Genomic DNA, 26,848 nt, shown 5'->3' on the forward strand with positions numbered 1-26,848 from the left:
GATGGTAGCCAAAAGCCGGCGTCAGTTCGAGTGATCCTGCTCGGGTGTCAGCCCGCCAGCCGGGGGTGCACCAGCAGGCTGCCGTCTGGGCCGGTCAGCAGATCCGCCTCCACCCCGTAGAGGGTGTGCACCAGTTCGGGGGTCAGACACTGGTGCAGCGGACCAAAGGCCTGCAGGCTGCCGCCCTTGACCGCCAGCACGTCATCGGCGGTACGCGCCGCCAGGTTGAGATCGTGAATGGCCACCAGGGTCACCATGTTCTGCGCTCTGGTCAGCCGCCGCAGCACCGCCATGATATGCAGCGAATGGTACAGATCCAGGGCGCTGGTGGGCTCGTCCAGCAGCAACACCTCGGGCTTGCGGATCAGCGCTTGGGCAATGGCCACCAGCTGCCGCTGGCCACCGGAGAGCTGCTCGAGGTAACGGGCCGACAACGGCTCAATGCCCAGCTCGTCTAGCACATCGCGCACCGCCGCCAGATCCGCCTCGGTCACCCGCACCGCACCGTGCACCTTGAGCGCCATCAGCACCGCCTCAAACACGGTAATCCGGGCCCCGGTCGGCGTGATCTGGGGCAGATACACCACCTTGCCCGCCCGGCGGGCCCGGCTCATGCCAGCCAGATCCTCACCCTTGAGCAATACCCTGCCCTGTTTCGGGGCCAGCAAACCGGCAATGCCCTTGAGCAGGGTCGACTTGCCGGTGCCATTGGGGCCCAGCAGCACGCAGAGCCGGCCGGCGCCGGCGGCAAGACTCAGCTGGTTGACGATAAGCTCCCGGCGATAGCCCAGGCTCAGTTGTTCCAGTACCAGACTCATGCTGCGCTCCTTCTGCGGACCACCACCAGCAAAAACACGAAAAACGGCACGCCGATCAGCGAGGTGGTAATGCCGATGGGCAGCAGCACGCCGGGAATGATGGTCTTGGACAGGATTTCGGCCACGGTAAGCAAAATGGCACCAAACAGCATGGAACCGGGCAGGAAAAAGCGCTGATCTTCCCCCAGCAGCATGCGCGCCATGTGCGGGCCCACCAGTCCGACAAAACCGATAATGCCCACAAAGGCCACCGCCACCGCCGCCAGCAGCGACGACAGCATCAGCACCACCAGACGAATGCGGGTGACGTTCACCCCCATGGCCTCGGCGGCCTCGTCGCCCATGCGCAGGGCGGTCAGCCGCCAGGCGCTGCGCCACAGCAGGGCGCAGGCCAGCGCCAGCAAGGCCGCTGCCACCCCCACCTTGGGCCAGGTGGCCCGGCCCAGGGAGCCCATGGCCCAGAACACGATCTGCTGCAGGGTTTCGGCACTGGCGGCAAACTGCAGCATGGCGTTCAGGGCCGAAAACACAAACAGAATGGCAATGCCGGTGAGGATCATGGTTTCCTGAGTGGCACCGCGCATGCGGCTGACCAGAAAAATCACCAGGGCACTCAGGCAGGCAAACACAAAGGCATTAAGGGTGATGATATAGCCCTGAGCCCATTCCCAGGGCAGCAATGAAGTGCCAAAGGCAATGGCCAGGGCCGCGCCAAAGGCGGCGGCGTGAGACACTCCCAGCGTAAAGGGCTCGGCCAGGGGGTTGTTGAGAATGGTCTGCATCAGGGCGCCGGCCCCGCCCAGGGCCGCCCCCACCAGTATGGCCATCAGCGCCACCGGCAGACGAATGTCCCACACAATAAAGCGGGACTTGATGCCGGCCTCATCGGGACTTAACAGGGTATTCAGCACCTGCCCCAGTCCCAGCTGCCCCGGCCCTATGGTCATGTCGAGCAGAAAAATACCCAGCAGCAGGGCGGCCCCGAAGGCCACCCATTGTGTGCGTTTTCCCTGATGTCGCTGATAGTGAAAGGGCGCATCCGGCGCCGTCACTCCGGCGTGCTCACTCATTGCATTTTTACCCAGAAGTGACCTTCATAGGCAAAGGGCATAAAGCGCTCATGGTATTCCCGCAGATCGGCTTCGGCATCAATGCCCTGCATGCGTTCAGGATGCATCCAGCCGGCCATGGCTTCCACCGCGGCAAACCAGGCCGGGTGATTGTAGAACTGATGCCAGATGCCGTAAAACTGCCTGTTGGCCACGGCATCGATGGCCGGCCAGCCCGGACGCTGGCTGAGGGCGGCCAGCCCCTGCTGCAGGTTGTCGCTGTCGGCGGCATAGCCCAGGTTGATGCTGGTGGCTTCGGGATAGGCCAGCTGCCAGTTGGCACCGGTACCGATGATCAGATCAAAGGGCTCGGTCACCAGGGACTCGGGGTTAATATCCAGCGACAGCGCCTGGGTTTTGTCGCTGCCCCAGTTGCGGCCACCGGCCAGTTCCACATAGCGACCAAAGTTGTTGGGACCAAACACCCGGCAGCAATCCCCCATGCCGGACGCCCGCTCCATCAGTACCAGCGGCCGCTCTTCATCGGCCAGCCCCTGCAGGTGTTCGTTCACCCGGGCCATTTTCTGTGCGGTAAAGTCGTTAACCGCCTCGGCTTCTTTTTCCTTGTGCAGTACCTCGCCGAGAATGCGAATGCTGGGCGCGGTATTGGCCACCGGCTCATCACGAAAGTCCACAAACAGGGTGGCGATGCCGGCCTTGTTCAGTTTGTCGATGGTGCCGTTTTCCTGCCACAGCTGATAATAGGCCTGGTTCACCACCACCAGCTGGGCATCCAGGGTCAGAGCCTGCTCCACATCAAAGGTCACCTTGCCCGGGTGACCAAAGCGCGGCAGCGTTTTTACGGTATCCGGAAAGGTCTCGGCCAGCTTGAAATAGGTATCGGGGTCGGCCCGCTCCATGTCGTCCGACCAGGCCACCACATGGGCAAAGGGATCATCCTTTTGCAGCGGCATCAGCATGTACATCAGGCGGGCTTCGGAAAGAATAATGCGATCAACCTGCTCGGGCAGGGTCACCTCTCGCCCCAGCAGATCGGTGATATGGCGTTCACCGGCCAGGGCCGGCACCGACATCAGACAGGCGCAGAGTAATAGCAAGCACTTTTTAATCATTGTTATTTTCCGGGTTGCAGAAATCAGGAAGCAGTAATGGTATTGCGAACTATTGCTTTTTGTAAACCATTGCTTTTTCGGTTACGTCGGTAACCCCGTGCCTGCCGGTCATTACAAGCGCCCTGCTTTCTTATACAATAACCGGCAACATTTTCAGGCCGGTTTATGGCCCCTCATTTTCCCGATATTCCCGGAGCAGCGACTTGGCGCAACATAACGACACTTTTCGTGATTTTGGACTGGATGTCCGTCTTGTTCGAGCATTGGATCACCAGGGTCTGGAGACCCCCACCGACATCCAGCAAAGAGCCATGCCCGTGGTGCTGGCCGGTCACGATCTGCTGGCGTCCTCCAAAACCGGCTCCGGCAAGACCCTGGCCTACCTGCTGCCGGCCCTGCAACGGCTGATGAAGTCCCGGGCCCTGAGCAAGCGCGACCCGCGCGCACTGATTCTGGCGCCCACCCGCGAGCTGGCCCGCCAGGTATATGTGCAGCTGCGCGCGCTGGCCGGCAGCAACTTCAATATTGCCCTGCTGCTGGGGGGCGAGAACTTCAACGATCAGCTCAAGTCACTGCGCCGCCAGCCGGATGTGATCGTGGCCACCCCGGGCCGGCTGGCCAACCACCTGGATGCCCGCTCACTGATGCTGAACGGCCTGGAGCTGCTGATCCTGGACGAGGCCGACCGCATGCTGGATCTGGGCTTTGCCCCTCAGCTGACCCGTATTCACCAGGCCGCCGATCACCGCCGCCGCCAGACCCTGATGTTTTCCGCCACTCTGGATCACGCTGAGGCCGACTCCATGGCCGCCGAGCTGCTCAAGTCGCCCAAACGGGTAGCGGTGGGCGAGGCCCATGCCGAGCACACGGACATTGAACAGCGCTTTTTGCTGGGGGATCACCTGGATCACAAGCAGGCGCTGCTGGATCACCTGCTGGCCAACGAGTCCTATCAGCAGGCCATTATCTTCACCGCCACCCGGGCCGATACCGAACGGCTGGCCGAACGCCTGCAGCAACAGGGGCTGACCACGGCGGCGCTGCACGGCGACATGAGTCAGGCCGAGCGCAACCGCATTATGGATGCCTTTGCCCGGGGCCAGTACAAGCTGCTGATCACCACGGACGTGGCCTCACGCGGACTGGATCTGCTGCAGGTATCGCTGGTGATCAACTTCGACATGCCCAAACAGCCGGAAGAATACGTGCACCGCATTGGCCGTACCGGCCGGGCCGGCGCCAGCGGCACCGCCGTTTCTCTGGTGGGCCCCCGGGACTGGGATGCCTTCAAGCGGGTGGAGAAATTTTTGCAGCGCGCCGTCACCTTTGCCGAGATAGAAGGCCTGCAGGGCAAGTTCAAGGGCATTCGCCCCCCTGCCCGCAAGCACGGCTTCAAGGGTAAACCGGCCGGCAAGACTGCCGCCCTTCGGACCAAGGAGCCGGCCGCCGGCAAAAAGCCGGCCCGCAAACCCGCGCCCAAGCGGCCTGCCGGCTTTACCGGCCAGGGGCAGACGCCGGCTGGCATCGTCGACGACGGCATGGCGCCCATGAAGCGCAAAAAGCCAAAACCGGAGCAGGAGTAAGCAAACGGCGCCCGAGGGCGCCGGGGATTTCATATTTACTGAATCAATGCTAATAATAGAAGCATTAAACTTGTAAATAGCGAACGCTTCAAGAATGAAAAACCTGCCCACGGATCTGCTGCGTACCTTTGTCACCATTAATCAGCTGGGGGGCTTTACCCAGGCCGGAGAACGGCTGGGTCGCTCCCAGCCCGCCGTCAGCCTGCAGATGAAGCGGCTGGAAGAACTGCTCGACGCCAAGCTGTTCAACCGCGGCCAGGGCCTGCAACTGACCGAAGAAGGCCAGCTGGTGCTGAATTGCGCTCAGCGCATGCTGGATCTCAACGACAGCCTGCTCTCCCGTCTGGGGTCTCCCAGGGTCAGTGGCTCGGTGCGCCTGGGCATTCCCAATGACTTTGAGGTGTCGTTTCTGGCCGCCACTCTTGGGCGCTTTTCCCAGGCCTACCCCAATATCACGCTGGATGTGAGCAGCGATATCAGCGTCAACCTGCTGGATGATTACAACAAGGGCGCCTATGACCTGGTGATGGCCATTGAAGAAAGCCGCCAGGACCACTCACAACTGACCGACTACATCACAGAGCCCCTGGTGTGGGTGCGCAAAAGCAACATCATGCTGTCACCGGACGAGCCCCTGCCCCTTATTCTCTACCCCAAGGGCTGTCTGTACCGCAAGTCGATCATCAATGCCCTGAACCGTGCCAATCTGCCCTGGCGTATTGTGTACAGCACCTCCAGCCTGCTGGGCATTCATTCCGCCATCAAGGCCGGTCTGGGTATCAGCGCCCTGTCGAAAAGCACGGCCCCGGACGGCATGGAGGCTTCTCCTGTCTTTGCCCACTGCCCGGATCTGGGCAGCGTGTCCATCGGTTTTCGTTACGATTCCAACAAGCTGAGCCCGGCCGGGCGCATGCTGCTCGACTACCTCAAAAACGATCTCAACACCCTTTGAGCCACGGCCCGGGCACTCGGGTGCCCATCATCAGCCAAACAGATAGAAGTAGCAGGCCAGCACACCGATACAGGCCAGGTTAAGCACAAAACCGGCCTTCATCATCTGCCCCTGACGGATCAGGCCGCTGCCGAACACAATGGCATTGGGCGGCGTGGCCACCGGCAGCATAAAGGCGCAGGAAGCCGCCACCGCAATCACCGAGGCCACCATCACCGGGGTCAGCCCCAGGCTTTCGGCCACCGCCGCAAACACCGGCACCAGCAGGGCGGCGCTGGCGGTGTTGGAGGCCAGCTCGGTCAGGAACACCACAAAGGCGGTAATGGTCAGCAGGATCACAAAGGGGCTGGCGTTTTCCAGCAGATCCGCCAGCACATTGGCCAGAAACAGGCTGGTGCCGGTGTCACGCAATACGCTGCTCAGGGTCAGACCACCGCCAAACAGCAGCAGCACGCCCCAGTCGGTATGCCTGGAAATATGCTGCCATTCCGCCACCCGGGTCAGGCCAATCAGGGCAATGGCCAGCAGGGCCACCAGGGTATCAAAACCGGCCAGTCCGCCCAGGGCGGCGGAGACGGGGCCAGAGAAAATCCACAGCGCCACCGTGACGGCAAAGATGGCCAGGGTGATTTTGCGTTTACCGGTCCAGCTGACCGTTTCCTCGGGCAGCTCGATACGCTGGCCGAGCTGCGGGCGGAACAAGAGGTACAAAATGACAATGGTCAGCGGCAGCAGCATCAGGGTAATGGGCAGGCCAAGGGCCATCCAGTCACTGAAGCTCAGCCCCACCTCGGCGGCGGCAATGGCATTGGGCGGGCTGCCCACCAGGGTGGCGATACCGCCAATGCTGGCGCTGTAGGCGATGCCCAGCAGCACAAACACATAGGTAGCCCTGTGCTGCTGTTGATCCAGACAGCTGAGCAGGCCCAGCGCCAGCGGCAGCATCATGGCGGCGGTGGCGGTGTTGCTGATCCACATCGACAGAAAGGCGGCGGTGAGAAACATCAACAGCACCGCCAGGCTCAGCCGGCCATTGGCCAGGCGCAGAATACGGCTGGCGATCAGCTTGTCCAGCCCCTGGCTGTGCATGGCCGCCGCCAGGGCAAAGCCCCCCAGAAACAGGAAGATAATGGGGTTGGCGAAATTGCCCAGCGCCGCTCCGGTGGACAATACGCCCATCACCGCCGCCAGCAGCGGCACCATCAGCGCGGTAATGGTGATATGCACGGCCTCGGTCAGCCAGAGCACGGCAATGAAAATCAGCAGACTGAGGCCCTTGGTGACACCAGGCTCAAAGGGCAGGAAGAGCAACAAAACAACAAAAAGGGCGATATCGGCCAGCAATATCCACCCCTTGATGCCAGAGCCATTATCTTGCTTAAGGGCATTGTTAACCATATTTTCATCCACCACGGGTTCCAGATAAGGCGCGGGAGCTTAGCAGAAAGCGCCTGGGCTGGCGTATTCGACAAAGGTCAAAACGTGATCCCGGACCTGGAACTACCGGTGAGTGAATGGCGCATCACAGAAAAAGCCCGGCATGGCCGGGCTTTTGGTTACACAGTTGGTGACAACCGGCTCAGTAGCTGCGGGCCACAGAGGCTGCAGGTGCAGTCCGGGTCAGCTTGCTTACCGCCACATAAATGATGGAGGACGCCAGACAACCGTAGAGCGGACCTTCCACCCAGCCTACATTGGTGAACAGCAGGAAGCTGCCGCTGGTCACAAAGCCGGTGAGCATGGCGGCCAGAGCGCCGTAGCCGTTACCCTGCCAGAAGGAGGAGATGAATACCGGACCGATCATCACCGCCAGCAGGGTGCCGGAGCCGAGAATACCCAGCCAGGACAGCATAAAGGGCGGCGCATACAGCATCATCAGGAAGCCAATGATACCCAGCAGAGCAACCCAGATGCGGTTCACCCACAGAATACGGGCGCCGGACGCCTTGCTCTTGGGGAACAGGGCGGTGCGCAGATCGTGGGATGCGGCGCTCGATACGGTGTGCAGCAGCGAGTTGGCGGTGGACTTCATCGCAAACAGGATGAACAGGGTAATGATACCCGCCAGCGCCGGGTGCAGGAACGTGGCCAGGTATACCGGCATGGCCTGATCCGCTTCCGCCAGCTCGGGATGCGCTACCCGTACATACATGCCCACAATTGGCACCAGGCTCAGCAGACAGCCCATGGGAGCTACCCAGATGGCCACCTGGTGCATCTTCACGGTCGGTTTGAAGGCCAGGAAGCGCACCGCCATATAGGGCAGCACAGCGGTAAACAGGAAGGCATAAGGCAGTACCAGGAATACCGAGCCCTTGCTCTCGCCGTAAGGTGCCGAGGAGCTCGGATTGAGCAGCTCCGGATCGATGGCGTTCAGGCGATCGACCATTTCGGTCAGGCTGACGTCGGTAAAGATCTGCACCATCATCACCACGGCGCCGATGCCCATGCCCGCCACCATCAGGGTGTCGGTCCAGGCCACGGCGGCCAGACCACCCAGCATGGTGTAGAGAATGATCACCGAGATCATCAGCAGCGCGCTTTCAGTCAGGCTGATACCCAGCCAGGACGCACCCAGCAGGCCCACCGCCTTGATCTGGCTGGTGAGGAACACCAGCAGCAGCACTATGGTGATCAGTGCCGCCACACCCTTGACCCAGCGCTCCAGCAGCTGGCCGCCACCGTGCACCTGGGACACGTACTCGGGAATGGTGCAGCTGCCCAGCTCATCGGCGCGACGGCGCAGAAAGTGGGCGAAATAGAGCACGGCAATCACCATGGCCGGGGCAAAGAAAAAGTTGCCCAGCACTTCCACCGAGCCGAACTCGTAGGCCACGCCGGGCGAACCCATAAAGCCCCAGCCACTGAAGCCGGTGGCCACTATGGTACCGGCGCCCACGAACGGACCCAGGCTGCGGCCGGCCACCAGAAAGCCGGCTTCGTCACTGTCTTTTACCACCCGGCTGGACAGATAGCCGATAAAGATCAGCACGCCGAAAGAGCCCAGCAACAGGGCCCAGTTTAGAAATGAATAGTTTTCCATCACAATTTCCCTTTGGTCGTTTGGTCGTTTCGCTTGTTAGTCGTCGGACTTGCGAACGTATTCCCGGTAGACATAGGCCAGGCCGGCCCAGGCAAGAATGATGGCGTTCAGATAAGCAAACCATTCCATGGTCCAGGATTCGATTAACATGACTTCTACCTCTTTGAGCGGCTTCTTGCGAAGCTGGTTTAATATCACTGATTCCACCGGCCGGAGCCGGCCTCACCAGAAGTAGGGCGGCAATAATATTCCCTCTATTGCCGTTGCAGATGGTTAAAACAAATCAGGCCCGCCCTCGCGGGCAGGCCTGCTCTTTATCAGCCCTTGATAATGTTGTGCTCGGGGCCGAAGGGGAAGCGGGTGATGTTTTCCACACCGCTTTCGCTGATGACCAGAATGTCGTGCTCGCGATAGCCGCCGGCACCGGGCAGGCCTTCCGGCAGCATGATCATCGGCTCCATGGAAACCACGTGACCCGGCTCCAGTACGGTGTCGATGTCTTCACGCAGCTCCAGGCCGGCTTCACGACCGTAGTAGTGGCTCAGGGTACCGAAGGAGTGGCCGTAGCCAAAGGTGCGGTACTGCAGCACGTCGTGCTCGGCAAAGATTTCGTTGAGCTCGGCGGCGATGTCACTGCAGCGGTTGCCGGCCTTGATCAGTTCCAGACCGCGGCGGTGTACCTTGCAGTTGATTTCCCACAGCTCCAGGTGACGGTCGGACACGTGCTCGCTGAACAGGGTACGCTCCAGGGCGGTGTAGTAACCACCGATCATCGGGAAGGTGTTCAGGCTGAGAATGTCGCCGGCTTCGATCTTGCGGCTGGTCACCGGGTTGTGGGCGCCGTCGGTGTTGATACCGGACTGGAACCATACCCAGGTGTCCATCAGCTCGGCATGGGGGAAGGTGCGGGCAATTTCGCGCACCATGGCCTGAGTACCGGCCAGGGCCACTTCATACTCGGGCACACCCACGCCAATGGCGTCACGGATGGCGGCGCCGCCCACATCGGCCACACGGGCACCCTGCTTGATCAGCGCGATTTCTTCGGCAGACTTGACCATGCGCATTTTCATGGTGGGCACGCCAATGTCCACGAACTCGGCTTCCGGCAGGGCCGCCTTCAGCTTGTCGAGGTTCTGCAGGCTCAGGTGGTCAAATTCCACACCCACGCGCTTGGCGCCGCCAATCAGCTGCTGCACAGCGCGGAAGAAGTTGTCTTTCTGCCAGTCGGTGTATACCAGGTTGTCGCCCAGGGCATTGCGGCGGTAGGGCTGGCCACCGTCGATGTTGGCGGTAATGGTGGTGTGAATGTCCTGAGTCACCGCCAGACCATAGTCCCGGCCGAAACGGCAATACACAAAATCACTGAAGTAGTTGATGTTGTGATAAGAGGTGAACAGTACAGCATCTACATCATTGGCAGCCATGTACTGACGCAGCTTCTGCTGACGAGAGCGCATTTCCGCCTCGGAAAACATACCGCGAACTTTTTCACCGTTGGGGATGGTCAGGGTGTTGGGCATCTGCATGGTAAGGCTCCTTCCTTCTAACTGGTAACAGGGTTGTTAACTGCGCCCCATGTAATGGCTGATTAGCGCATGTCCCTGATGCTAGAGCCTGCCTTCCCATAACAGAAATGAATACTTCAAATCAGCACATAAGGGTTGTTAATGCCTTGTTATTGATGATAGCAAAAGCGCCAGTACATGCTGCTCAAAAGGCGAGAGTGATCACAAAGTTTTAACCATGGGGACCACTTCGTAACCATTTATGGACACAATTCGGTGTTCAATCCTTCCCGTACGGCTCTGCCTGCAGCAGGCTCAGCCCGCAAAAAAATGCTTGCCCAACACCAGTGCCCAGATCAATGTGGCCAGCAACAGGGTCAGCAGCACCGCCGCCGAGGCGGTGTCCTTGGCCCGGCCCGCCAGTTCGTGATGCTCGGGGCCGATACGGTCCACCACCGCTTCAATGGCGGAATTGAGCAATTCCACCACCAGCACCATCATCAGGCTGGCCACCAGCCACAGGGTTTCACTCAGGTCCAGATCAAGCCAGAAAGCAAACGGCACCAGCAGCAATGCCAGCACACACTCCTGGCGAAAGGCGGCTTCAAAGCGCCAGGCACTCACCAGCCCCTGGCGGGAATAACCCAGGGCCGCAATCACCCGTTTCAGTCCGGTTTTGCCCGGTTTCATAAAGACTCCTCAGGTGTCTTGTGCCAGTCTTAGCCTTGCCACTTCGGTAGCCTGATGCAGCTTCTGCTTCAGTACTTCAAGCGGCGGTAATACGGTGAGATATTCAGCCACATGAATGCCCGACTTATCGAGTTCCAACAGTTCGATTTGTTCCTTTTTCTTGCTGCTGCACAAGATAATCCCAAGTGGAGGCAGTTCTCCTTCTTCCTGCTCGTATTTCTGCAGCCAACGCAGGTAAAGCTCCATTTGGCTTTTGTGGGCATGTTTGAACTTTTCTGTTTTCAAGTCGATGGCAACCAGCCGCTTCAACTTGCGGTTATAAAAAAGCAGATCAATGTAAAAATCATCTTCATCAATCTGAATACGCTTTTGCCTTGCGACAAAAGTGAAACCGGCGCCCATTTCCAGAAGAAAGTTCTCGATGTCTCTTAAAATCGCATCTTCAAGATCTTTCTCCAGATAGCGATCATTCAGGTCAAGAAAATCAAGCAAATAAGGATCTTTCAATAGCAGGCTTTCGTTGAGCTTGCCTTGGCCACGTAGCGTGCTTAGCTCAGCCCTGATGGTTTCATCTGGCTGCTTTGAAATGGCGGTACGCTCAAACAACATGGAGCCAATACGCTGATCCAAAGTACGGGTAGACCAACCCTCGGTAATGGCCATTTGGGCGTAAAAGTCACGCTTCAACGGATCATCTATATAAATCAATGCTTTAATATGCGTCCAGCTCAATTGTCTCCGCAGTGCAGAGACAATCTCAGCATCGTTGATACTTTCGGCAAACTTCATGCAGTGGCGAAGTTGTTGTTTGCTCCACCCCTTGCCAAATTGTGCGGTAAGCCGTTTGGCCAGTTGGCTGATCACCTGCTTACCATATTCAGCTCGCTCGCCATCCAGGATCTCCTGGTTAATACGCAGCCCAACATGCCAATACAACAAGGTAAGCTCGCTGTTCACTGCAACAACAGCGCGCTGCTTGGCCTGGCTGATTAAGGCGATAATATCCTGTTCAAAAGGTTGGAACGGGGCTGTCATTTGCTTTTCTCCAGTTCGCGACGTTGCAATTCGGCCTTATCGGGGCCGATACGCAGCACGCTGCCCTGGGTGTACCAGTCCCCCAGCACCAGCCGCTGCGCCGGCCGGCCGTCGAGCTCAAAGTCATGAATGGCGGGCCTGTGCGTGTGGCCGTGAACAAGTCGCTGCACCCCTGCCTCACGCATTTGCCGGGCCACCTCCCCCTGATTCACATCCATGATGGTGATGCTTTTGTCCTGCTTGGACTCGGCGCTCTTGCCGCGAATGCCCTCGGCAATGCCAAGGCGCTTTTTCAGCGGCAGGCGCAGAAACAGCCATTGCAGCCAGCGCCAGCGGGTAATGCGGCGGTAGCGCTGATAACCGGCATCGTCGGTGCACAGGGTATCGCCGTGCATAATAAGCGTTGGCGTGCCATACAGGTCGATCACCTGATGTTCGGGCAGCAGGATCATGCCCGCCTCCGCGGCAAAGCGCCGGCCAATCATGAAATCCCGGTTGCCGTGTATGTAATACACGGGCGTGCCGGCTCGGCTGCAGGCCCGGAATGCCGCCGCCACTTGCCGGTTGAGCTCGCCCGGCTCGTCGTCGCCGATCCAGAATTCAAACAGATCACCCAGCACATAAAGCGCATCGGCCTGAGGCGCTTCCGTTTCCATAAAGCCCAGAAAGGCATGAGTAATATCGGGCCGACCGGCACTCAGATGCAGATCGGCAATAAACAGGGTATGGGGCATTAAGGAGTATCCGCTTCCAAACACAACAATGCCCGCCGTAGCGGGCATTGCAACACACGGCGCAGCAGCTTATTCGCTGACGGTCACGCCGGTGATCAGCACGTCGTCTACCGGTACATCCTGATGCATGTAACCGCGGGTGCCGGTGGCCACACCCTTGATCTTGTTGACCACATCCATGCCTTCGCTCACTTCACCGAACACACAGTAGCCGTAGCCCTGGGTGGTGGCGGACTTGAAGTTCAGGAAGTCGTTGTCGTTGACGTTGATAAAGAACTGGGCAGTGGCGGAGTGGGGCTCCATGGTGCGGGCCATGGCAATGGCGCCCACCTTGTTGGTCAGACCGTTGTCGGCTTCGTTCTTGATGGCGGCGCGGGTTTCCTTTTCTTCAAAACCGGGGCCGTAGCCGCCGCCCTGGATCATGAAACCGTCGATCACCCGGTGGAACAGGGTGTTGTCGTAATGACCGTCGCGGCAGTATTGCAGAAAGTTGGCAACGGTTTCCGGGGCCTTGTCGGCAAACAGCTGAAGAGTGATATCGCCGTAGGTGGTATGCAGTGTAACCATGTTCATGTTTCCGAGTGTTAATGTTCAAATGCCGAGTTTAGCGCAAGCGGCGGCGTTAGCGAACCCCTGCCACTGTCGTATCCGTGCCTTTGGCTGTGGAGCCCCCGGCTTCAGGCAAATGATACAGCCCCTGCTGATAGGCCAGACTGCCCCACAGGGCATAGGCCCGGGCCTGTTGCGCCAGGGTGGCGTTCACCGGTGCCGGGGTCAGTTGTTGTGCGCCGGCATCATAATGAAAACCCAGGGCGTGCTTTTCCGGCTGCAGCACCACCATGTCGTCTCCCTTCAGCAGGGCAAAGTTCTGATCAAACTGCATCAGCGCCCGGTTGGGAGAGGCCTGGGTCAGATCCCGCCCCAGCATGGGGTTGTCGCTGTCGATGCCGGCCAGGGACAGCAGGGTGGGCGGCAGATCTATCTGGCTCACCAGCCGGTGGTCGCGCCGGGGCGCAATGCCCTCGCCCAGCAGCAGGGCCGGTATTCGAAAGTGCGGCACCGGCACCAGCTCGGGGCCATAGGTGCGCGAGTCGTGATCCGCCACCACCAGAAACAGGGTATCACTCCAGTAGTCCGAGTGCTGTGCCTGCTCAAAGAAGCGGCCCAGGGCGTAGTCGGCGTATTTGGCGGCGTTGTTGCGGGTGGCCCTGGGCTGTTCATACAGCTCGATACGATCATCGGGAAATTCAAAGGGATCGTGATTGCTGGAGCTGAACACCAGGCTGAAAAAGGGTTTGCCGTCGTCGTGCAGCCGTTCAAATTCCTGATGCGCCCGGGCAAACAGATCCTCGTCACTCACGCCCCAGGAGCCCTCAAAGGCCGGTGATTCAAAGTCCCGCTGATCCACTATGTGCTCAAAGCCATTGCCCAGAAAAAAGCTGGCCATGTTGTCGAAATGACTTTCGCCGCCATAGATAAACTGAGTGTGGTAGCCCCGCTCATGCAGCAGCTGCGCCAGGGTGAAAAAACCGGTCTGGCTCTTGTCGAGCTTGACCACGGCCCGGGACGGCGTGGGGGTATAACCGCTGATCACCGCCTCTATGCCGCGCACCGAACGGGTGCCGGTGGCATAGAGCTGCTCAAACAACCAGCCCTGCCGCGCCAGCTGGTCAAATTCCGGGGTCAGCGGCAGGCCGCCCAGGGATCCCACAAACTGAGCGCCCAGACTTTCTTCCAGAATAATCACCAGGTTTTTCGGCTTGCTCCGGTAGCTGGCGGTGTTATGGGTCAGACTCGGCAGCGCGGCGGAGACATAATCCTGCGCCGGCCGTCCCTGAGCCTGATGCAGGGTGTCGAGCAATTCCTGTTGCTCCATACGGCCATACAATGAGGCGGCACTTTCTTCCTTGCCCAGTTGTTTGAGCGCAAAGCCCACCGAATAGGCGGAGTTGAGCGCCAGTCCGTTCACCAGCGGATCGGTGGAAAAGGCCACCAGTGCCGGGTTCAGCCCCCTGTGCCCCAGGGTAGAGCGGCCGCCGAGCAGACCCAGGGCCAGCACCAGCAGCGCCAGCACCGGTCGCCAGTACCAGACCGGCATGGTCAGCTCACGGCACAGCCGGCCCGACCAGCGCCACAACCCCCATACCGCCGCCGGCACCAGCACGGCCGCCAGCAACACCGCCGGCAGGTGGCCCTGCCACAGCATGCCGAACACTTCCTTCGGGTAGATCAGGTATTCAATAAACAGCCGGTTGGGGCGCAGATCATAGGTATTGATAAAGGCCGGGGTGGCCAACTCCAGCAACAACAGCAGACCGGTGCCCGCAGTCAGCCATACCCGCATCAGCCACAGCCAGGCCCGGCCCGGACCCTGTTTGCCCGCCAGCAGCAGGGTGAGTACCGCCGGCACGCCAAACAGCCAGCACAGGGTGGACACATCCACCCGCAGCCCCTGCAGCAGCACCGGCCCCCAGCCGTCGGCCCCGGTCACTCTGCCTGCCTGCCACAGCGCCAGCCCCATCCGGCTGCCACTCAGCAACCCCAGGTTCAGTACAAAGAAACAGAAAAAGGGCCACAATGGGCCCAGTCGTTGCTTAAGCATGGTGATATTCCCCTTCAACCCCGGTTCCAGTCAGAGCAGGGTAATGAACAGGGGGTCGAAAAAAGGTCAAAAGCCGATACGTACCCGGGTCCCTCCTGGCCGGTTGGGTGCCAGGCTCAGGCGCCAGCCCTAGTGTTCACATATTCGCTCCACAATGGCCAGGCCCAGACCAAAACCGGTGCCGCCACTGATGCCCCGCTCCCACACCCGCGCCAGCACGCCGGGCGCGATGCCCTCGCCGCTGTCGCGCACCTCCAGCCAGTCCGGCCCCAGACACAGCTCGATGTGGCCCTCAGGGGTATGATCCAGGGCATTGCGCAGCAGGTTATTGATCACCGCCCCGGTGAGGGTGGCGGGCACCCGAATGCCCTCTCCCGGGACTTCCTTCAGCGCCAGGGTCAGCCCCCGGGCCTGTGCCCTGGCCTGCCAGGACTCGATGCAGCGAGCCGCCAGCAGGCTCAGGGCAACGGGCTTGTCATGCCGGGCCGCCGACTCGGGCGAGCGCGACAACTGCAAAAACAGCTCCACCTGTTGTTGCATGTCGTTCAGCGCCCCTTCCATACGATCCAGCTGGCGGCGTTCTGCCGCCGTGCCGCTGCCGGTTTCCCGCAGCATGTCGAGGGCACCGCGGATCACCATCATGGGGGTGCGCAGCTCGTAGCTGGCGTTGGCGGAAAACTGCTGCTCCCGCGTGAGCAACGCCTGCACCTGCCGGGCGTAGTCCTCAAAGGTATGCGCCAGCAGGCCCACCTCATCATTCGGATAAGGGCCCCGCAGCCGGGCATCGGGCTGGTGGCGCAGCTGCGCCACCTCCGTCGCCAGCCGGGACACCGGCTGCAAAATCTGCCGGCTGAGCCGGCGCGACAGCCAGAACCCCAGTATCCACACCCCCAGCACCGCCAGGGCGGCCCCGCCGAACACCCGCAGTTCGTAGCGTTCAAACTCGCTCTGATCCTGCACCAGCACATGCTCCCAGCCGGGCTCGTAATGCACAAACAGGTTGTAGGCACCGTCCGCCAGCAGCACCTCGTGGCCCCCTTCCGGGTAGCCGCGAAAGGCTTCTGGCAGCAGCCCCTGCTGCTCGGCGGGCAGCTTGTAATAGGTGGTGTCGGTCATGGACAGCACCAGCGATTGCGTCTGGCTGGAATGGGCCCGCACCTGATCGAGCAGATCACTTTGCAGGTGGTTGTAAAACAGGCTGCGCTCAAACCAGAACACCAGCAGCACCATGGCCACCGCCGCCACCAGACTCAGGGTCACGATCAGCAGGTTAAGCACCCACTGCAGGCGGGCGTTAATGCTCAGATGCATGATCTTCGGCCGCCAGCCGGTATCCCCGGCCGTGCACTGTGTGCAGCAGAGACCGGTCAAAGGGCTTGTCGATGGCGCTGCGCAACAGGTAAATATGGGACTTGAGGCCGTCGCTGTCGGGTGGCTCGTCGGCCCACAGCTGACTGGCCAGGGTTGCCCGGCTGACCAGGTTGGGGGAGTGCTTCATCAGTACTTCCAGTAATTTCAGGCACTTGGGATTCAGGTTGATGTCCCGGCCCTGACGGCTGACCCTGAGCGTGTTCAGATCCAGGGTGAGATCGGCCACCGTCAGCCGGCGCACCAGCTGCTGCTGGCTGCGCTTGAGCACCGCCTGTATGCGCGACCACAACTCCGACAGGGCAAAGGGCTTGACCAGGTAGTCGTCGGCCCCCACTTCAAACCCGGCCAGCTTGTCGTCCAGGGTATCCCGGGCGGTGAGCATGAGTACCGGCAGCGGATTGAGCCCGGTCCGCAGCCGCCGGCACAGCTCCAGGCCGTCGAGCCCCGGCAGACCGAGATCCAGCACCAGCAGATCGAATTCTTGCCGGGCCAGCAGCGCTTCCGCCGCCGCACCATTGTGCAGGGCATCGACGGTGCACCCCTTGAGAGAGAGGTAATCAACAATGTTGACCAGTATGTCGGGGTTGTCTTCCACCACCAGTATGCGCATGCCCGTTCCTCGCTTGTAGCACTCGGCTGTTGCCGCGCTTTTTATTAAATCATCGTCTTTGCGCCGAATGTAGCCCGGGCTTGCACCGAGTGGCCTTTAACGGTTCAATAAGCGCTATTCTCAATGACCACTCACCACCACAAGACACTGAAACATGCTGAAAATATACAATTCCCTGACCCGTCAAAAAGAAGAATTCAAACCCCTGGTGCCCGGCAAGGTCGGCATGTATGTGTGTGGTGTCACCATCTATGATCTCTGTCATATCGGCCACGGTCGTACCTTTGTGGCCTTTGATGTGGTCACCCGCTACCTGCGCTACGCCGGTTATGACCTGACCTTTGTACGCAACATCACCGACATTGACGACAAGATCATCAAGCGCGCTGCCGAAAACGGCGAAGACTGGCAGGCCCTGACCGAGCGGCTGACCGGCGAAATGTATCGCGACTTTGACGCCCTCAACATCGCCCGCCCCGATATCGAGCCCAAGGCCACCGGCCATATTGCCGAAATCATTGCCATGGTGGAAACCCTGATCACCGACGGCCATGCCTATGTGGCCGACAATGGCGACGTGCTGTTTGAGGTAAACAGCTTTGCCGACTACGGCAAGCTGTCGGGCCAGAATCTGGAGCAGCTGCAGGCGGGCGCCCGGGTGGAAGTGGAGCAGGCCAAGCGCAACCCCCTCGACTTTGTGCTGTGGAAGCAGTCCAAGCCCGGCGAGCCGAGCTGGGAATCGCCCTGGGGACCGGGCCGCCCGGGCTGGCATATCGAATGCTCGGCCATGAACGGCAAACACCTGGGCAAGCATTTCGACATTCACGGCGGCGGCTCGGATCTGCAGTTCCCCCACCACGAGAACGAAATCGCCCAGAGCTGCTGCGCCAACCACAGCCCCTATGTGAACACCTGGATGCACTCCGGCATGGTGATGGTGGATCAGGAGAAAATGTCCAAGTCCCTGGGCAACTTCTTTACCATTCGCGACGTGCTGGACCATTACGACGGCGAGACCATCCGCTACTTTTTGCTGTCGGGCCACTACCGCAGCCAGCTCAACTATTCGGACGAGAACCTGAAACAGGCGCGCACCGCCCTGGAGCGGCTCTACACCGCGCTGCGGGATCTGCCCGAAGCGCCCGCCACCGGCGGCGACGACTTCGTGACCCGTTTCAACGCCGCCATGGACGACGACTTCAACACACCCGAGGCCTACTCGGTGCTGTTTGACCTGGCCCGGGAAATCAACCGCCAGAAGGGCAAGGACGACGCCGCGGCCGCCGGCCTGGGCGGTCGCCTGCGGGAGCTGGCCGGGGTGCTGGGACTGCTGGAGCAGGATCCGGAAGCCTTTTTGCGCGGCGACGCCGGTGCCGACGACGAAGTGGCCGAAATCGAGCGCCTGATCCAGGCCCGTCTGGATGCGCGCAAGGCCAGGGACTGGGCTGCCGCCGACGCCGCCCGGGACAGCCTCACCGCCATGGGCATCGTGCTGGAAGACGGTCCGGAAGGCACCCGCTGGCGCCGTAAATAAGCTTCAGGGTTGAAAACAGCATCAAGGGCACCAATATGGTGCCCTTGATGCTTTTACGCCCACAGACAGTGGCCGATGTGCAATAAACAGGAGCCTGATATGCAAACACCCACCTTTATCGCCCTTGCCTTTTCACTCACCCTGCTCGCCGGCTGCGAGCCTCAGGGTCCCGCCGCCGGTGTGGAAGATCATATAGATGAGGTGGTGGAAACCGGCTTTAGCTCCGGGACGTCCCCGGCCCTGCCACCCGAGGCCCGCCCCGAACCCGGGGTGATTGAACAGCAGAAAAAACAGCACCAGCAGGTGGTGAAGCAGGCTTCCCGGGAAGCAGAGCAGAAGCTGGACGAAATTCTGCAAAACACTCAGGGTCAGCCCTGAGCAGGCACTCTGATCACCCCGATGCCGTCAGGGTTCGTCATACCACACCGGGCACAACGTCCTTTTACTGCGCCAGCCGGCTTCGAAAAAACAGGTTAACTATTGATTAGTAAGGATTTTATCTTATTCGACCAATCTGAAAGAATATTGTCATGGCTGTTGCATATGCTCCATTTGGGCTATTACTGTGTATGTCGTCACCAAAAAGCGGAATATCCCGCAACCCCGCTTGATAAAACTGGGAGAAGCTATGAACAAGTCACTGCTGAATATTCTGTTGTTTACCTCCGTCACCACCTTTGGCCTGGCAGCCTGTGACAACAAGGGCCCGGCGGAGCAGGCCGGCGAGAACGTGGATAACGCCGTGGAGCAGGTACAGGAGCAGGCCGAGCAAACCATGGACGAGACTCAGGAAGCCCTGGGCATGGAAGAAGAAGGCACCATGGAGCAACTGGGCGAGTCCATTGATGAAACCGTGGACGAAGCCGCCCAGGCCGCCAGCGAGCAGGCCGATGCCGCCGGTGAAACCATGGATGAGACCACACAGACTGCCGGGGACATGGTGGAAGACACCATGCAGGCCGCCGGTGACATGATGGATGACACCATGCAGGCCGCGGAAGAGGCCGCCGATGCCGTGGGTGACACCATGGATGACATCAGCGCCGAGGCCGAGCGCAAGGTCAACGAAGTACTGGAAGACAGCGAGCAGTAAGCGCCACAAGGCAAGCGTAAAAGGGGGGAGCCATGCTCCCTCCTTTTTTACGCCTCACGCCTCACGCCTCACGCCTCACTGATTATCCGGCGGCTCCAGTTCGCCGCCGCAATGATTGCAGAATTTGGCATCCCGCTCGTGGCCGCTGCGATCGCACTGGGGGCAGTGGCGGCGGGAATATTCCCGCCGCATTTCCCGGCCCAGCTCGGCGGTGATGATACCGGTGGGCACGGCGATAATGGCATAGCCCATCAGCATGGTGACGGCGGCGATGCCCCGGCCCAGCCAGGTTTGCGGTGTGATATCACCAAAGCCGACCGTGGTGATGGTGACAATGGCCCAGTAAATGCCAGTGGGAATGCTGGTAAAGCCGTTTTCCGGCCCTTCCACCACATAGAGCAGTGAGCCGAACAGGGTAACCAGAATAAACAGACTGCTGAAGAACACCAGTATCTTGCGCCGGCTCTGATAGAGTGAGCGCATCAGGGTGTTGGCCTCGTCCATATAGCGGATCAGCTTGAGTACGCGGAACACTCTGAGCACCCGCAGCAGACGCACCATCAGCAGAAAGCTGGCGCCGGGCATAAAAATGGCCAGGTAGGTGGGCAGCACCGCCAGCAGATCGATAATGCCGTAAAAACTGCGCAAATAGCCCGACCGGCTCTGGGCGCACCAGATGCGCAGGCCGAACTCCACCGTAAACAGCAGGGTAAAGCCCCACTCCAGACCGTAAAGCCAGGGACCGTACTGGGCCCGAATGCTGCCGATGGAGTCCAGCAGCAGCACCACCATGGACAGCAGAATGGCGATGATCAGGGCAATGTCAAAGCGCCGGCCCGCCGGCGTTTCGGTGCCGAAAATGACGGTGTACAGGACATCCTTGTCGAGCCACTTCATGCCATTCCCCTGTGTGGTTTAGTTGTCGTGATAGCGCTCGCAGGCAATCAAGGTGTTTTCGATCAGCGTGGCCACTGTCATCGGGCCCACGCCGCCGGGCACCGGTGTAATGTAGGCGGCGCGCTCGGCGGCCACGGCGTATTCCACATCGCCCACCAGACGGCCGTCGTCGAGGCGGTTGATGCCCACATCGATCACCACGGCGCCGGGTTTGATCCAGTCACCGGGAATAAAATGGGGCTTGCCCACCGCCACCACCAGCAAATCGGCGTTTTCCACCTTGCCCCGCAGGTCTTCGGTAAAGCGGTGACAGGTGGTGGTGGTGCAGCCAGCCAGCAGCAGCTCCAGGGTCATGGGACGGCCCACTATGTTTGAAGCGCCCACCACCACGGCATTGAGGCCATGGGTCTTGATATGGCTGCGCTCAATCAGGGTCATGATGCCCTTGGGCGTACAAGGACGCAGGGCCGGAATACGCTGGGCCAGACGACCGAGGTTGTAGGGGTGAAATCCGTCGACATCCTTGTGAGGATGAATACGTTCAATCACCAGGGTGGTATCGATGTGGGCCGGCAGCGGCAACTGCACCAGAATGCCGTCTATGGTGGCATCCTGGTTCAGCTCATCGATCAGCTCCAGCAACTGCTGCTGCGTGGTGTGCTCGGGCAAATCGTGAGACTTGGATACAAAGCCCACTTCTTCACAGGCCCGGCGCTTGCTGCCCACATACACCTGAGAGGCCGGGTTGGCTCCCACCAGTATCACCGCCAGGCCCGGAGCCCGTTTTCCGGCGCTTTTACGGGCCGAAACCCGTTCGGCCACCTGGTTGCGCACCGCCTGTGCAATCGCTTTTCCATCGATTAATTGAGCTGACATCTGCGTTATTTCTCACCTTTATAAACCTGTGGCAATTGTCGCATTTTTTCAGGGGTTTGATAAGCAAAGCCCGGAGCGATAAAGCCGTTGACCCTGTGGTCTCAAGCCGGTATTATGCCGCCCCGTTGCCGACCGCCAGGCCGGATAACAAGCGCCCTTAGCTCAGCTGGATAGAGCATCCGCCTTCTAAGCGGATGGTCGCAGGTTCGAGTCCTGCAGGGCGCGCCATTAGTGGTGACCGTAGCTCAGTTGGTAGAGTGGTAACAGCTTGAAAACGCTGTTATTTCCCGGATTGTGATTCCCCAACACCAAGAGCTGTGGTTACAAAAAAGGTTACAAGCCCTGTGTAACTTGTGGTTGATTCGTGAGGTATACGATGCCACAAGCTACATTCAAAATCGGGGCTTTTACCGTCTCCGTATCCTACCTGCAACAACGCAGCACCACCGGCCTGTTCTACTACCGCCGGGCCATCCCCGCTCAATTACGCCGCCACTACAACGGCAAGCGTGAACTGGTGTTCTCCCTCAAAACCAAAGACCTGAGCCAGGCATCCCAAAAAGCCCAAGCGCTGGCCTTGCAGCACAACAAGGAATTTGAACAGTTAAAGCATAACGTCACCCCCTCCCCCGTGCTTACCATGCCACCGGCAAGCCCTCCGCCTGCCGAGCTGGTTCCCGCGCCAGCACCAGAGCAGCACACCATTACCCTGAACGACATCAAGCACCATGCCCTGAAAGCACATCAAGGCAACAAAAAGAAAACGACCGAGATCACCCGCTGCTTTGGATACTTTGCAGATCTCCCCCCTATCCTTGCCCATATCAAAAAGCGTGACGTGCTGAGAGTAGTTGAACGCCTCAAGACAGAGCAGCAGCTCAAAACCGCCACCATCAAAAAAGCCGTTGGGTTTATCAGCCGACAAGTCCGGTTAACGCTGCAACTGCACGATCTGAACATTAGCAACCCCTTTGCCGGCGTTCCCTTCGACAACATCAAGAAAGACGCTGAAAAACGTCACACCTTCGAGGCAGACGAGTTGCTGAAGGTACGGGAGACCATCAGAAGAAAATCGGCACTGGTCACCGCCCAGATTGTGGGCCTGCTCTACGACACCGGTTGCAGAAACGCCGAGATAGGCGGCCTGCTGCTGGACGACATTAAACTGGACGCCCCCATTCCTCACCTTGTAATCAAACCCCATAAACAACGAGGCCTGAAGAACGACAACAGCGAACGGTTAATCCCCCTTACCGGCATCAGCCTGGAATTTGCCAGCATCGTAAAAACAGCAGCACAACCAGAGCAGAAACACGCCTTCCCCCGTTATATCAAGGACGGCAAGTTCAAGGGTGACGGCTGCTCTCAAGCGGTAAACAAGTTCCTGTCTGGCGTGGTTGAACAGGGCACCAGCCACAGCTTTCGCCACAGCCTGAATAGCCGGCTGATAGAGTCGGGAGCAACGGAAATGGAAATCGTCAGCCTGATGGGCTGGAGCCGTGAAGGCATGATCCACCACTACGGCAAAGGCAGAAGCCTGGAATACCTGCACCATGTACTGGCGCGGATGCACCGACACGAGCAGAAAAAAGGCGTGACTGTCGTATAAATTTCAGACTCATGTGGTTTCTTTTTTGTTCATAACCTGCTATCGATCAACATGGTGCCTTACCATATGCTTTCCATATGCAACACCAGAAGACATGGCAAGTTAAAAACTAAAAACACAAAGGGATAAAAAATGGCAACTATAAAATGCACTGAATGCGACAATAAAATTTCCGACTCTGTTAAATTTTGCCCACACTGCGGAGCACCTAATTCGCAAGATGAAGAACATGAAGAACATGAAGGTAGAACGGTGGGTTTCCTACTCGGCAGCGGAATCCTATTTCTTCCATTGATTTTTTCTTGGTTCACTTTAAGAAAAGGATATTCAGCAAAAGCAAGATTCATGTCTTTCGCTTGGATTTACGTTACACTCATGATAACTATCATACCTATCACCAACAAATCGCCGACGAGCCAAGCACAAAAAATAGAGAGCAGAAAGCAGAAAGAAAATGAGGAAAACTTGAAAAGAACCGCAGCCAATCTAATAAATGCTTATGGTTACTCGTGTGACTTTGTAGATCACGTCACCCCTTTCGCATTATCCGAAGGGTTTAATGTATTCTGCGAAAACTCAAGATACCATTATGAAATAGAGAATAAAGGGGGAAACTGGATTGTAAGAGTAAAGTGAGCGTACTCCTTAATGGATAAGGACATTACACTTACAAAAATCTCTTTAATTTCATATTACAAACCAGTTTATTATCTATATACATAATGACATTGTGGCTTAATCAAAAATTAGGCCACACTTTCCACTCAACATTACTTTCATGGTTCATAGCAAATGCAGCGACTCACACCATTGATAACCACCGCTCTCATTTTATCCATGAGTCAAAACTTATCTCATGCAAATGAAATTCACGAAATCAATGATTGCTCTTACTTAAAAAATGCCAACTCAGAGTCAGAAAAGGAAATATTTAACTTCCTTTACCCACCAGGTAAAGGCATCCGCCCTTCCACCCATACTTTCAGCCTGGCTCAGGCCTGCACAAGCAGAACAAAGAACCTTGACACATTGAAAAAAGAGGTTGAATTATGCTTAAAGAACTTCCCTCCCGTGGCCTGCGAGTTCAAGGCAGCGCTTCTAAAGAGGCAGACTCTTGAGGTTGATTACCTATTAAAAGAAGCCAGCACTTTTAAAAAGATAGCGTTAGAACAAGCACAACAACAAAAAATGGAAAGGGAAAGAGCCCAACAGGAAGCATCTCTTAAAGAAAGAATGGCAGACATAGAGGCCAAGAAAGCTGCTCAAACTGCATTGGTAAACCATCAAGAAAAAATGCAGGAAGCATTAAAGGAACAGTGTGTAAACGAAGCTCCCATTTTGAGAGAACATGACCAAAACATCATGACTCAATGGAAAGCAGATCTTGATGATTTCAAGCAAGCTGTAAGCTCTGGCAAAAACCGTTATGCTGCTCATCTCTACCAGAGCAAGCTGAAAGGAGTACCCGATAAAAGCAAGCTTATGATAGCTTCAGACAGCAATGATGCCTGCTTCCAGTTTGATGAATACAATAAACTTGAGGATATGATCCTGGCACAGCTAAAAAACACACAATCTTCATTTGAAACAGCGATGCCAGACTTCATCAAAATCAAGAACTACATATCTGAAAAAGAGCAAGATGAGCTACAAGAGAAGAAGCTTACACTAACAGACACAAAAGTTTGTAAAGCAGCTACAGCAGCGATGTTCGGAAGAAGCCCGTCAATCATGAATGTAACCTCTCGTGGAAAAATACACTTCGTGAGTTACATCAGGCCAAGTGACAACACCAAGTGGCAGATAAAATGCTACCTTGATAAAAACAAAATTATCTGGGCATCAGCCAACCCTGACAGCTCAGGAAGATGGAGAACACAGCATGTTGAATATGGTGACCCGGTGATAACTTACTCCATCGACAATAGTGGTACAACAGTCACTATCAATGAAGACTTCAGCGACAGTGTGGTAACACATAGCTACTCAATAGCAGAACTTTAACTTAATAATCACTTGACCCAATAAGGAAATCGGGCAATAATGAAAATAAGGGTGCACTTCCGCTCCCCTCCACAATGCGCATAATCCTGTTCAGCATTAGAGGCAACCACTTTACGGTGGCGGCCCTCTTTTGCTTTTTTGCGTATGTGGCTTTCAGCAGCAAAGGAGAAAACTATAAATATGACTGAAATCAAAACCGTAACCGCTATTCCCGCTGGAGGCAAAACCCATGAAGTAATCGAGATGATCAACAACAGCGAGGATAAGTTCGTTGTTGTGAACATCAGCCAAGCATTGGCAGATCAAACTTACACCAGCATTACTCGCTCTAAAGCTATTGCTGTATCTAACTCTACTGGCGGTGGTCGTGTGGGCGCTCAGATTGAGCAAAACCTAAGAAATAAAGTTAGCGTTATTGTTTGTTGCCATCAAGGGTTTATGAAGATTGATCCTACCCTCTTGCACGGGTACACGGTCATCATTGATGAAGTACCGAGCACAATTAACTTGGGTTCTATCCCCGTGAAGGATACAACCGACATTCTCAATATTTTGGGGAACTGCTGCAACATAGACGGCTGCAAGTACACTCTTCATCCTGACCACGGGAATGACGGTATTGAAGCAATCAAAGCACAAGGTACACGGTCAGAGAAGATGGAAAGCATGTTAACGGCTTTAGAGCTGGGTAGCACTGTAACACGGATGGGTGACAATGAGTTCCGTTGGTCTGTGGTGTTCAATTGGGTGGAGCATCTGCAACATGCAGACAGTATTTACATGCTGGCGGCTCAGGTGGAAGGGCTGGCGACTACTGAGCTAATGAAAGCAAAGGGCGCTGTATTTGTACCAACCAACGACATAACACCTGCATACCATAGTTACGTCAACCCTGAACGTATCAAGATAGTCCCCCTGCTCACTGGCATGGACTACAGCAAGAATCAGTGTGTAGGTGGTGAGAATGTATTGAGGGTATGTGCTAATGGAAACTACAAGCATGATGGGTTCACCGTCTATCAAAAAATTCGTGAGAACACTAAATTAGCTCTAAAACATTACAGAAAGGACCAGTTCATTTATACGGTTAATAAAAAACAGCAAGATGAAAAGTGGGACTATGGTGAAGCTAAGTTCGTACCCTATAACCCTCATGGAAGGAATGACTTGGTAGACTACGAAGCCGTAGTATGCATCTATCAAGCTAATCTTGATAACTCTCAGAAAGCCGAGTGTAAAAAAGTAGCGAAACACCACAATCTTGATGAAGATGCGTTTGTAGGTGCTGTTATGACTCAAACCTACCTTGAGCCTATCTTTCAGGCTGCCACACGGGGAATTATCCGTAATCATGAAGACTCAGATACCACTTATGTTGTTATCGTACCGGATGAGCGGGCAGCAAACTACCTTGCTAACGGTCATTTCAAGGGTGCTGAGATAGTATATGACTTTGCTATTGATGGGAAAAAGGTAAAAGAACAGAGAGAACAGCATTTACGTGATCAGAACCTGAAGTTTGGAATAATTAAGCTAACACCTAAAGAACTTGGGATTCCTACACCCCATACGAATGCTTTCAAGTGCTGGAAAACAAACCGTAATAAGAAAGGCATCAAAACCGATTTATCTGACTGTATCGACTGGATGAAAAAAAGGAACATCCCAACCAGCCACCTGCAAGCCTGACACCGGCGGCTATGCGCC

24 protein-coding genes and 1 tRNA gene are annotated in these 26,848 nt (G+C 57.3%); 10 read left to right on the forward strand and 15 right to left on the reverse strand.

Features of this window, described 5'->3' with window-relative positions:
- Positions 1-47 precede the first annotated feature (47 nt).
- Genes DA373_RS00720 through DA373_RS00730 form a run of 3 tightly spaced genes read right to left on the reverse strand, consistent with a single transcriptional unit; the run spans position 48 to position 2,985 of the window.
- Complete coding sequence (locus DA373_RS00720) at positions 48-818, reverse strand: ABC transporter ATP-binding protein (RefSeq protein ID WP_107850440.1); 771 nt, start codon at positions 816-818, stop codon at positions 48-50.
- Positions 815-1,888, reverse strand: a complete 1,074-nt coding sequence (locus DA373_RS00725; RefSeq protein ID WP_107850441.1) for a FecCD family ABC transporter permease — start codon at positions 1,886-1,888, stop codon at positions 815-817. The genes DA373_RS00720 and DA373_RS00725 overlap by 4 nt, the downstream gene beginning before the upstream one ends.
- Positions 1,885-2,985 carry an ABC transporter substrate-binding protein gene (locus DA373_RS00730; RefSeq protein ID WP_198650193.1) on the reverse strand — a complete coding sequence of 367 codons (1,101 nt, stop codon included), beginning with the start codon at positions 2,983-2,985 and terminating at the stop codon, positions 1,885-1,887. The genes DA373_RS00725 and DA373_RS00730 overlap by 4 nt, the downstream gene beginning before the upstream one ends.
- A 218-nt stretch (positions 2,986-3,203) precedes the next feature.
- Here DA373_RS00730 and DA373_RS00735 point away from each other — a divergent pair, with 218 nt between their 5' ends.
- Both DA373_RS00735 and DA373_RS00740 read left to right on the forward strand, forming a co-directional pair.
- Positions 3,204-4,583 carry a DEAD/DEAH box helicase gene (locus DA373_RS00735; RefSeq protein ID WP_107850443.1) on the forward strand — a complete coding sequence of 460 codons (1,380 nt, stop codon included), beginning with the start codon at positions 3,204-3,206 and terminating at the stop codon, positions 4,581-4,583.
- A gap of 94 nt (positions 4,584-4,677) precedes the next feature.
- Entirely contained in the window at positions 4,678-5,535 is an 858-nt protein-coding gene (locus DA373_RS00740) for a LysR substrate-binding domain-containing protein (RefSeq protein ID WP_107850444.1), read from the forward strand.
- Between the two features lie 30 nt (positions 5,536-5,565).
- On the opposite strand, the gene DA373_RS00745 is transcribed toward DA373_RS00740, so the two are convergent.
- The 10 genes from DA373_RS00745 to DA373_RS00790 form a co-directional block, all read right to left on the reverse strand.
- The gene (locus DA373_RS00745; RefSeq protein WP_107850613.1) at positions 5,566-6,933 is read right to left on the reverse strand and encodes an SLC13 family permease; all 1,368 of its coding nucleotides are present in this window, start codon (positions 6,931-6,933) and stop codon (positions 5,566-5,568) included.
- Positions 6,934-7,114: 181 nt separating this feature from the next.
- Positions 7,115-8,578 carry a sodium:solute symporter family protein gene (locus DA373_RS00750; RefSeq protein ID WP_107850445.1) on the reverse strand — a complete coding sequence of 488 codons (1,464 nt, stop codon included), beginning with the start codon at positions 8,576-8,578 and terminating at the stop codon, positions 7,115-7,117.
- Positions 8,579-8,895: 317 nt separating this feature from the next.
- Positions 8,896-10,107, reverse strand: coding sequence for a M24 family metallopeptidase (locus tag DA373_RS00755; protein WP_107850446.1), 1,212 nt, complete (start codon positions 10,105-10,107; stop codon positions 8,896-8,898).
- 294 nt (positions 10,108-10,401) lie between these two features.
- Positions 10,402-10,776, reverse strand: coding sequence for a diacylglycerol kinase (locus DA373_RS00760; RefSeq protein ID WP_107850447.1), 375 nt, complete (start codon positions 10,774-10,776; stop codon positions 10,402-10,404).
- 9 nt (positions 10,777-10,785) lie between these two features.
- Positions 10,786-11,811: a PDDEXK nuclease domain-containing protein gene (locus tag DA373_RS00765; protein ID WP_107850448.1), complete on the reverse strand. Its 1,026-nt coding sequence runs from the start codon at positions 11,809-11,811 to the stop codon at positions 10,786-10,788.
- On the reverse strand, positions 11,808-12,545 hold the full coding sequence (gene lpxH, locus DA373_RS00770) for a UDP-2,3-diacylglucosamine diphosphatase (protein ID WP_107850449.1): 738 nt from the start codon (positions 12,543-12,545) through the stop codon (positions 11,808-11,810). Before lpxH ends, DA373_RS00765 begins: the two co-directional genes overlap by 4 nt.
- Before the next feature lie 69 nt (positions 12,546-12,614).
- Positions 12,615-13,112, reverse strand: coding sequence for a peptidylprolyl isomerase (locus tag DA373_RS00775; RefSeq protein WP_107850450.1), 498 nt, complete (start codon positions 13,110-13,112; stop codon positions 12,615-12,617).
- 55 nt (positions 13,113-13,167) lie between these two features.
- The gene (locus DA373_RS00780) at positions 13,168-15,153 is read right to left on the reverse strand and encodes an LTA synthase family protein (protein WP_107850614.1); all 1,986 of its coding nucleotides are present in this window, start codon (positions 15,151-15,153) and stop codon (positions 13,168-13,170) included.
- A 123-nt stretch (positions 15,154-15,276) separates the two neighbouring features.
- On the reverse strand, positions 15,277-16,458 hold the full coding sequence (locus DA373_RS00785; RefSeq protein ID WP_107850451.1) for a sensor histidine kinase: 1,182 nt from the start codon (positions 16,456-16,458) through the stop codon (positions 15,277-15,279).
- Positions 16,442-17,128: a response regulator transcription factor gene (locus DA373_RS00790; protein ID WP_107850452.1), complete on the reverse strand. Its 687-nt coding sequence runs from the start codon at positions 17,126-17,128 to the stop codon at positions 16,442-16,444. The genes DA373_RS00785 and DA373_RS00790 overlap by 17 nt, the downstream gene beginning before the upstream one ends.
- 154 nt (positions 17,129-17,282) lie before the next feature.
- On the opposite strand from DA373_RS00790, the gene cysS reads away from it, so the two are divergent.
- The 3 genes from cysS (at position 17,283) to DA373_RS00805 (ending at position 19,755) form a co-directional block, all read left to right on the forward strand.
- On the forward strand, positions 17,283-18,662 hold the full coding sequence (gene cysS, locus DA373_RS00795; protein ID WP_107850453.1) for a cysteine--tRNA ligase: 1,380 nt from the start codon (positions 17,283-17,285) through the stop codon (positions 18,660-18,662).
- A 99-nt stretch (positions 18,663-18,761) separates the two neighbouring features.
- Positions 18,762-19,040: a hypothetical protein gene (locus DA373_RS00800; protein ID WP_107850454.1), complete on the forward strand. Its 279-nt coding sequence runs from the start codon at positions 18,762-18,764 to the stop codon at positions 19,038-19,040.
- A gap of 250 nt (positions 19,041-19,290) precedes the next feature.
- Positions 19,291-19,755: a hypothetical protein gene (locus DA373_RS00805; protein ID WP_107850455.1), complete on the forward strand. Its 465-nt coding sequence runs from the start codon at positions 19,291-19,293 to the stop codon at positions 19,753-19,755.
- Positions 19,756-19,830: 75 nt separating this feature from the next.
- On the opposite strand, the gene DA373_RS00810 is transcribed toward DA373_RS00805, so the two are convergent.
- Both DA373_RS00810 and folD read right to left on the reverse strand, forming a co-directional pair.
- Positions 19,831-20,652, reverse strand: coding sequence for an ion transporter (locus tag DA373_RS00810; RefSeq protein ID WP_107850456.1), 822 nt, complete (start codon positions 20,650-20,652; stop codon positions 19,831-19,833).
- Positions 20,653-20,670: 18 nt separating this feature from the next.
- The gene (gene folD / locus DA373_RS00815; protein WP_107850457.1) at positions 20,671-21,528 is read right to left on the reverse strand and encodes a bifunctional methylenetetrahydrofolate dehydrogenase/methenyltetrahydrofolate cyclohydrolase FolD; all 858 of its coding nucleotides are present in this window, start codon (positions 21,526-21,528) and stop codon (positions 20,671-20,673) included.
- A gap of 151 nt (positions 21,529-21,679) precedes the next feature.
- Between folD and DA373_RS00820 the strand changes: the two genes are divergently transcribed.
- The 5 genes from DA373_RS00820 to DA373_RS00840 all read left to right on the forward strand — a co-directional run bounded on the left by DA373_RS00820 (position 21,680) and on the right by DA373_RS00840 (position 26,830).
- Positions 21,680-21,756 (forward strand) — tRNA-Arg (locus DA373_RS00820).
- Positions 21,757-21,904: 148 nt separating this feature from the next.
- Positions 21,905-23,137 (forward strand): DUF6538 domain-containing protein, encoded by a 1,233-nt coding sequence (locus DA373_RS00825; protein ID WP_107850458.1) that lies wholly within the window; start codon positions 21,905-21,907, stop codon positions 23,135-23,137.
- A 132-nt stretch (positions 23,138-23,269) separates the two neighbouring features.
- Positions 23,270-23,773: a zinc ribbon domain-containing protein gene (locus DA373_RS00830; protein ID WP_107850459.1), complete on the forward strand. Its 504-nt coding sequence runs from the start codon at positions 23,270-23,272 to the stop codon at positions 23,771-23,773.
- Between the two features lie 156 nt (positions 23,774-23,929).
- On the forward strand, positions 23,930-25,141 hold the full coding sequence (locus DA373_RS00835) for a hypothetical protein (protein WP_157953662.1): 1,212 nt from the start codon (positions 23,930-23,932) through the stop codon (positions 25,139-25,141).
- 180 nt (positions 25,142-25,321) lie between these two features.
- Positions 25,322-26,830, forward strand: a complete 1,509-nt coding sequence (locus DA373_RS00840) for a hypothetical protein (RefSeq protein WP_107850461.1) — start codon at positions 25,322-25,324, stop codon at positions 26,828-26,830.
- The last annotated feature ends 18 nt before the right edge of the window (positions 26,831-26,848 follow it).

The sequence above is a fragment of the Oceanimonas marisflavi genome, from assembly GCF_003049725.1.
In the GTDB taxonomy this organism is placed as follows: Bacteria; Pseudomonadota; Gammaproteobacteria; order Enterobacterales; family Aeromonadaceae; genus Oceanimonas; species Oceanimonas marisflavi.